A 6,770-nucleotide genomic window follows, 5' to 3' on the forward strand; every position below is an offset into this window, starting at 1 on the left:
CGAGTGCCCGCTCAACGGACGCTGTCCGCGGCCGCTGCCGCAGGGGCCACCGGGGTGAACGGGCGCAGCTCTTCGCGGCCGCCGTGGACGACGATGCAGGTGGATTCGGGCACTTCCCGCCACGCCCCACGCAGGTCGCCCAGCGGCTCGGACACCACGAGCCGCGCGTCGTCGGACAGCACGTGCAGCGCCGGGTTGTCCGGATACTGGTGCCGGAGCGTGGACACGTCGACGCTGTGGAACAGCGACCTCGACCGGGCCTCGCTGGAATACCGGAACGCCCACGTGGTTTCCCCGTCGGTCGTGGCGACCGTCATCTGGATCGGGTTCACCACCGAGTGGCGCCGGCCCACCTCCTCGACCAGTCCGACCGCCCGGGCCACCGCGGCGACCGGATCGTCCTCCAGGCCGAAGGTCACGGCGAGGTAGAACAGGATCTCCGAGTCCGTGGACCCCTGGATCTCCGGGAAGACCAGCGGGTCGACGGCCAGGGTGAGCTCGCGTCGCACGGCGGGAAACCCGGCGATGAGCCCGTTGTGCATCCACAGCCAGCGGCCGTGGCGGAACGGATGGCAGTTCGTCTTCTGCACCGCCGATCCGGTCGATGCGCGGATGTGCGCGAACACGTGCCCGGATTCGAGCTGCGCCGCGATCTCGCGGAGGTTGCGGTCGTTCCAGGCGGGTTCGGTGCTCAGGAACACCCCCGGAGTCGGCACGTTGCCGTACCACCCGACACCGAACCCGTCCCCGTTGGTGGTTTCCGCACCAAGGCGCGAGTGCTTGCTCTGCAGGACGAGCGAGTTCGCGGGCTTGTAGAGGAGCTCGTCGAGGCGCACGGGCGAACCGGAATACGCCAGCCAGCGACACATATCGGGCCTCCCACGTCGGCACGCACTCCCCCACTGTCGCCGCCACGCGATCCGCGGTCCTCGTCCGCGACGGGTGAGCTTCGGGTCACCCCCGCGGTGTCAGGGATCGTGCCGGGGCGGTTCGAGCACCTGGCCGCCACGGCGGCAACCCCGAGGAAGTACGCACAGCCCGCCGGAAGCGACCGCGAGTCCGGGCCACCCACGCCCCCGCACACCACCGCGTTCCTCGAGAGGCCGCGGGGGTTCCCGTCCCGCGGGCGGGTAGCCTGCGGCCCCATGTCTGGGGATCGACGTTCGGCGTGGTTTCCGTTGGCGCTGCTGGGTTTCCTGCTGCTCGGCGCCGCCGCGTGGGATCTCACCGAACACGGCGCCTGGTTCGCCTACGCGCCGGCCGGCGACGACCCGCTGGTGCAGACCCGGTACGCCTACGCCCCCTACCGTCCGGAGCCGGTGTGGGAGTGGGGCACGCCGTGGCAGGTGGTCGTCGCCCTGGCGTTCCTGGGCGCGCTCGGCTGGTTCGCCGCGCGGGACAGGCTGCCGCCGCTCCGGATCGCGCTGGTGCTCGGCGCCGGGGCCGCGGTGATCCTGCTCAGCACCGCGGTCACCGCGCTGGCGAAGGCGACCGACGCGCAGTTCCTGACCACCGCGCTGGGCGCCCCGCTCGCGGTGCTCGGCGCCGTGGCCGGGGTGTGGGCCGGCTTCCGCCTCGGGCCGGGGCGGCGCGTCGCGACGGCCGCCTGCCTGGTGTGCCTCACCCTGGCCGCCTACCTGTTCGGCGCGTCGGCCGAGGCCGTCGACCCGGTCACCGCCGCGCTCGGGCTGGGCGCGCTGGCCTGGTACACGCGCTCGAAGGTCCCGGCGGTCGCGGCCGCGGCGGTCCTGGTCACCGCGATCGCCTTCAGCAGCGGCACGCTCGGCCTGCTCGTGCCCGGCGCGCTCGTGCTCGCCGCCGCTCTCGCGGTGTTGCGCCCGGCTTAACCGCGACACCTCCGGGGTACACCCGATCGAGCGAGGAGGAGGTGCACCGGATGACGAGCAACGCCGGTTTGGCCACGCGGGTGCGCGGCCGTTCCGCGGCACAGGCCGCCGGGCGCGCGGGCATGGTCTGCTGGGGTCTGGTCCACCTGGTGGTCGCCTACCTGGCGCTCCGCGTCGCCTCGGGGGACGGCGGCAAGGAGGCCGACCAGAAGGGCGCGCTGCAGGAGGTCGGGTCCACCGCGGCCGGCCAGGTGGTGCTGTGGCTGCTGGCGATCGGGCTGATCGCGTTCGGGGGGTGGCAGTTCATGATGGCCGCCCGCGGCTACACCTGGGTGCCCAAGCGCGGCAAGCGGATGCGCAAGCGCGTCGGGTCCGCGGCGCGGGGTGTCGTGGTCCTGGCCCTGGCCTACACCGCGATCCGGCTCGCGACGGGCAGCGGCTCGGCCGGCGGCAACCAGCCGCAGCAGGAGTTCACCGCGCGGCTGCTCCAGCTGCCCGCCGGGCAGGCGCTCGTGGCAGTCGCCGGCGCGGCGGTGGTCGCGGTCGGCGTCGCCGCGGCGGTCAAGGGGTTCAAGCGCAGCTTCCTCGAGGACCTGGACCTGCCGGACCTGCCGACCGGCACCCGCAGGTCGGTCGAGTGGCTCGGCTCGGCCGGGTACGTCGCCAAGGGCGTGGTGTACGCGATCATCGGCGGCCTGCTCGGGTACGCCGCGCTGCACTCGGACGCCGGCCAGGCGGGCGGGGTCGACAAAGCGCTCCGCACGCTCGCGGCCCAGCCCTACGGCGTCGTGCTGCTGGCCGTGGTGGCGATCGGGCTGGCGGCGTTCGGCGTGTACTGCTTCGCCGCGGCGCGCGCGCACAAGAGCTGAGCCTTCTGGCTAAGCTGGCGCCCGTGACCATCTGGACGGACGTCATCAACTACGTACGCATCCGGTACGAGGTGCTGGAGGAGAGCGAGCACTGGCTGCGCTTCCGCCTGGACACCGACGGCGGCCGCACCCAGCAGGTCACCGTGCACCACCTGCCCGACGTCGACGGCGCCGAGTGGGCCGAGATCTCGTCGGCCGTGGGCTGGGCCGACAAGATCGACCTGCGCCGCCTGCTCGAACTGGCAGGCGGCTCGTCGGTCGGTGGCGCCGCGATCGTGGACGGGGTGGCGCTGATCAAGCACACCGTGCCGCTGACGTCGCTGCACCTGCGGGAGGAGTTCGAGCGGCCGCTGCTGTCGGTCGTCGCGCAGGCGGACGCGTTCGAGAAGGAACTGTCCAGCGGCGACGAGTTCTGACCCTCACTCCCCCAGCGCCAGCCGCACCGCCCGCAGCGCGCTGGTGAACGACACCTCGCTGAGCACCCCCGGCGCCGCGACCTGGTCCCCCACCAGGAACACCCCGTCGCCGCGCGCGATCGCGGGCCGGTCGCGCCAGCTCGTCCCCGGCGGGTCGACCGCGCCGGTGCGCCCCGCGGCCATGGCGGTGCGCGTCCAGGTGGTCCGCTCACGCCAGCCGGGGTAGCCGAGGTCGAGCAGGTGGTGCGCCCTGGCGAGCCCGTCGGACTTGCCCTCGCCGGGCGCGATCGGGATCTGCGCCTGGATCAACTGCTCCCCCTCGGGCGCGAGCGTGCGGTCCTGCGCGGTGAACCGCTCCACCCAGCCCGGCGCGTCCAGGTCCGACACCGCGAACGCGTCGCCCCGCCTGGTCCGGACCGCCACGTCGACCAGGGTCGTCCGCCCGCTCGGCCAGCGCAGGCCGTGGTCGCCGAGCAGGGTGCGGGCGGCGTCGAGCGAGGTCGCCACGATCACCGGGCCGCCGCTGGGCAGGGTGTCGACGCGGGAGCCGGTTTCGATCTTCACGCCGAGTTCGGCCGCCAGCGCGCCCATCCGGTCCAGGACCGCGCCCCAGCCGCCGCGCGGGTAGTGCGCTTCGGGCGGGAACTTCCCGGCCCGGTGCAGCCGCTCCTGGGTGAAGGCCGCGGACAGCGATCCGGGGTCGTGGTGGAACGTCGCCACGGCCACGTAGTTCGCGGCGATCCGGGTGGTGCGCTCGCCCGCCAGCGCGCTCGCCCAGGTGAAGAAGTCCTGGTCGGACGGCACTTTCCGGCGGAGCACCTGCCGGAGCATCCCCAACGGAGGTAGCCGCCGCAGCCCGCCCTCGTGGTGGTAGCGCAGCCGCAGCCCCTCGGCGGGCGGGATGGGCGCGAGCGGGCGGAGCAGGTGGCGCCGGTCGAGCCACTTCCAGTGCGGGCCGCCCCGGTAGAACGCGTGCGGGCCCTCGTTGACGCGGTAGGGCGGCGCGGCTGTGCGCCCGCGTCCGCCGAGTTCGCGGTGCGCCTCGTGCAGCACGACGCGCGCGCCGCCTTCCGCCGCGGCGATGGCGGCCGTGAGCCCGCCGATCCCGCCGCCGATGATCGTCACCTCGACCATGGGTCCCTCCCCGGGAAATCAGTGATCGTTTCCCGGACGAGGCGGCGGCGGTGAACGTGACAGCGTTAGCCGGCGGTGATCTCGGCGGCGGTGCGGCAGCCTGCGGTGGCGAGGTCGAGGTTGGCCAGTGAGGCCAGGTGCACGGTCTCGTCGGCGGCGGCCACGCAGTCGCTCACCGGGTGGACGACGAACCCGAGGTCGGTGGCGTGGCGGGCGGTCTGCTCGACGGTCAGGTTGGTGGCCACGCCGGTGACGTACAGCGTGGTGATGCCGGCGTCGCCGAGGCGGGCAGCGAGGTCGTTGCCGGCGAGCCCGGAGAGTTTCTGGTTGTCGGCGACGCGGTCGGGCTTGGCGAGGTGGGTCATCTCGGGGATGAGCTGGGTGCCAGCCGCGTCGGGCCGGAACTGCTCCTGTGCTTGGCCGACGGCGGTCATGAACGCGGTGTTGCGCACGAGCCTGCCCTCGTCCTCGGGGATCGTGAAGCGGGTGAAGTAGACCGGGATGCCGGCGCCGGCGGCCCACTCGTGGAACCGGACCGCGCGGGCGACGACCCCGCTGCGCTCGACGGGCGCGGCGAGCATGCCGCCGAAGAAGCCCTCCGGTTTGATGACGTTGACCTGCCAGTGCAGGGCGAGCACGGCGCTGTGTTCGACGGTCATCCCGCGAGCCTATCGGCGACCTACAGTGGGAGGCAGCAGTTCTGCGGGGAAAGGAGCAGGCCATGGCCGTCCAGCTCAACCACACGATCGTCGAGGCCCGGGACCGGGAGGCGACGGCGAAGTTCCTGACGGAGATCCTCGGGCTGCCCGACCCGGTGCCGTACGGCCCGTTCCTGGTGGTGCAGACCTCGAACGAGGTGTCGCTGGACGTGGTCGGCACCGACGAGCCGGTGCGCCCCCAGCACTACGCCTTCCTGGTGAGCGACGCGGAGTTCGACAGCATCTTCGAGCGGATCACCTCACGCGGGCTGGAGTACTGGGCGGACCCGTTCGGCCGCGAACCGGGCCGCATCAACCACCACGACGGCGGCCGCGGCGTGTACTGGAACGACCCGAACGGGCACCGGCTGGAGATCATCACCAAGCCGTACGGGGGCTGACGGCTCGCCGCGCTCTGCGACGATGGTCTACGTGGACGAGGAAGTCATCCCCATCCTGCGGGTGGCAGACGCCGCGGCGGCGGTCGCCTGGTACGAGCGGCTGGGCTTCAGCAAACAGTGGGAGCACCGCTTCGAACCGGAACTTCCCGCGTTCGTCGAGGTCGCCCGGGGCGGCGTGCGGTTGTTCTTGTCGGAGCACACGGGGGACGCGCGCCGGGACACGTTGGTGTACCTGCGGTTGCGTGATGTGGACGCGATCGCGGCCGCGTTCGGGGTGCCGGTGGCGGAGGCTCCGTGGGCGCGGGAGATCGAGCTGCGCGACCCCGACGGCAACCGGCTCCGGATCGGCACGCCGACGGAGTGAGCAGATGCGCAACTAGAGCAGCTCGGTGCGGCAGCCGAGCCGCTCCCCCAGCTCGGCGAGCAGCGCGCGCAGCGGGCCCGCCCCGCGATGCCCCCGCGCGACGGTGACGGGCACGAGCCGCGCGCCGAGCCCGGTCGCCACGTTGTAGGTGCGGTAGACGACCCGCGCCCCGGCGGCGTGCTCGTGCACTTCGACGCGCCCGCACCACCACCACTGTCCACGCGCTTCGATCCACCCTTCGGACTCGTTCCTGCTGACCCGCAACGGTGTGGCTGACGTGCTGAAGGCAGTGCGCAGCACGAGATCGCGCACCCGCGGCAGCGGCGCGTGCACCAGGCCCTGGTGCTCGTCGAGCAGTCTCATCCCACAGGATTCTCCGCTACAGCTGCAAGACACAGCGCGAACGGGCGGTTCAGGCACCGGAGTGGTCCGGCAGGAGCCGAGCCGCGAGTGAGTGTGCCGTGGCGGTGAGCGTGGCCGTGTCCAGTCCGGTCCGGCTCATGAACACGAGCCCTTGTTGCGCGGCCAGGAGGGCCCGCGCCAGTTCGATCGGATCCGCTTCGGCCGGCAGGTCACCCTCGCGTTGGGCGCGGGCGACGCAGTCGCCGATCAGCTTGGTGGACGTCTCGTAGGCGCGGTGGGCGTAGTCGAGGACTTCCGGATCGGCGTTACCGAGTTCGCTGGTGCTGTTGGCCAGCAGACAGCCACGCCGCATGCCGCCCGAGTCGTCGACCGGTGCTTCGAGGAGCATGCGCAGTGCGTCCAGGGCCCGTGGCGCCTCGGCGAGGGCTTCCCGGAGACGGCGGTGGTTGTCGTCGGTGTAGGCGCGCAGCGCCCGGAGGAAGAGCTGACGCTTGTCGCCGAACGCCGCATACAGGCTGCCCTTGCCGAGGCCGCTGACCCGCATCAGGTCTTCCAGCGAGGTCGCCGCATAACCGGCGTCCCAGAACTGATCACGGACGGCGTTCAGCACCTGCTGCTCGTCGAACGATCGCGGACGTGCCATGCGGACAGGATATCGAGTTCTTGACCGTGCGGTCC

Annotated in this window: 10 protein-coding genes; 5 read left to right on the forward strand and 5 right to left on the reverse strand. The window is 72.6% G+C overall.

Features of this window, described 5'->3' with window-relative positions; all coding sequences use genetic code 11:
• Window positions 1-11: 11 nt before the first annotated feature.
• Window positions 12-836: a class II glutamine amidotransferase gene (locus ACCP09_RS22795; RefSeq protein ID WP_209440725.1), complete on the reverse strand. Its 825-nt coding sequence runs from the start codon at window positions 834-836 to the stop codon at window positions 12-14.
• Between the two features lie 309 nt (window positions 837-1,145).
• Between ACCP09_RS22795 and ACCP09_RS22800 the strand changes: the two genes are divergently transcribed.
• Genes ACCP09_RS22800 through ACCP09_RS22810 form a run of 3 tightly spaced genes read left to right on the forward strand, consistent with a single transcriptional unit; the run spans window position 1,146 to window position 3,132 of the window.
• The gene (locus ACCP09_RS22800) at window positions 1,146-1,847 is read left to right on the forward strand and encodes a hypothetical protein (protein ID WP_433749950.1); all 702 of its coding nucleotides are present in this window, start codon (window positions 1,146-1,148) and stop codon (window positions 1,845-1,847) included.
• A gap of 50 nt (window positions 1,848-1,897) precedes the next feature.
• On the forward strand, window positions 1,898-2,716 hold the full coding sequence (locus ACCP09_RS22805; protein WP_433749953.1) for a DUF1206 domain-containing protein: 819 nt from the start codon (window positions 1,898-1,900) through the stop codon (window positions 2,714-2,716).
• Between the two features lie 23 nt (window positions 2,717-2,739).
• Window positions 2,740-3,132, forward strand: a complete 393-nt coding sequence (locus tag ACCP09_RS22810; RefSeq protein ID WP_026153953.1) for a hypothetical protein — start codon at window positions 2,740-2,742, stop codon at window positions 3,130-3,132.
• Window positions 3,133-3,135: 3 nt separating this feature from the next.
• Here ACCP09_RS22810 and ACCP09_RS22815 read toward each other — a convergent pair whose 3' ends face one another.
• Entirely contained in the window at window positions 3,136-4,266 is a 1,131-nt protein-coding gene (locus ACCP09_RS22815; protein WP_433749957.1) for an NAD(P)-binding protein, read from the reverse strand.
• A gap of 65 nt (window positions 4,267-4,331) precedes the next feature.
• The gene (locus ACCP09_RS22820; protein ID WP_123686068.1) at window positions 4,332-4,925 is read right to left on the reverse strand and encodes a cysteine hydrolase; all 594 of its coding nucleotides are present in this window, start codon (window positions 4,923-4,925) and stop codon (window positions 4,332-4,334) included.
• 62 nt (window positions 4,926-4,987) lie between these two features.
• Here ACCP09_RS22820 and ACCP09_RS22825 point away from each other — a divergent pair, with 62 nt between their 5' ends.
• The gene (locus ACCP09_RS22825) at window positions 4,988-5,365 is read left to right on the forward strand and encodes a VOC family protein (RefSeq protein WP_027928890.1); all 378 of its coding nucleotides are present in this window, start codon (window positions 4,988-4,990) and stop codon (window positions 5,363-5,365) included.
• 22 nt (window positions 5,366-5,387) lie between these two features.
• The gene (locus tag ACCP09_RS22830) at window positions 5,388-5,729 is read left to right on the forward strand and encodes a glyoxalase superfamily protein (protein ID WP_433749961.1); all 342 of its coding nucleotides are present in this window, start codon (window positions 5,388-5,390) and stop codon (window positions 5,727-5,729) included.
• Window positions 5,730-5,741: 12 nt separating this feature from the next.
• Here ACCP09_RS22830 and ACCP09_RS22835 read toward each other — a convergent pair whose 3' ends face one another.
• Both ACCP09_RS22835 and ACCP09_RS22840 read right to left on the reverse strand, forming a co-directional pair.
• Entirely contained in the window at window positions 5,742-6,092 is a 351-nt protein-coding gene (locus ACCP09_RS22835; protein WP_433749964.1) for a hypothetical protein, read from the reverse strand.
• A 49-nt stretch (window positions 6,093-6,141) separates the two neighbouring features.
• On the reverse strand, window positions 6,142-6,735 hold the full coding sequence (locus ACCP09_RS22840) for a TetR/AcrR family transcriptional regulator (protein WP_433749967.1): 594 nt from the start codon (window positions 6,733-6,735) through the stop codon (window positions 6,142-6,144).
• Window positions 6,736-6,770: the final 35 nt, after the last annotated feature.

Origin of the sequence: Amycolatopsis sp. 3B14 (assembly GCF_050958625.1) — a bacterium.
Lineage (GTDB): Bacteria > Actinomycetota > Actinomycetes > Mycobacteriales > Pseudonocardiaceae > Amycolatopsis_E > Amycolatopsis_E thermoflava.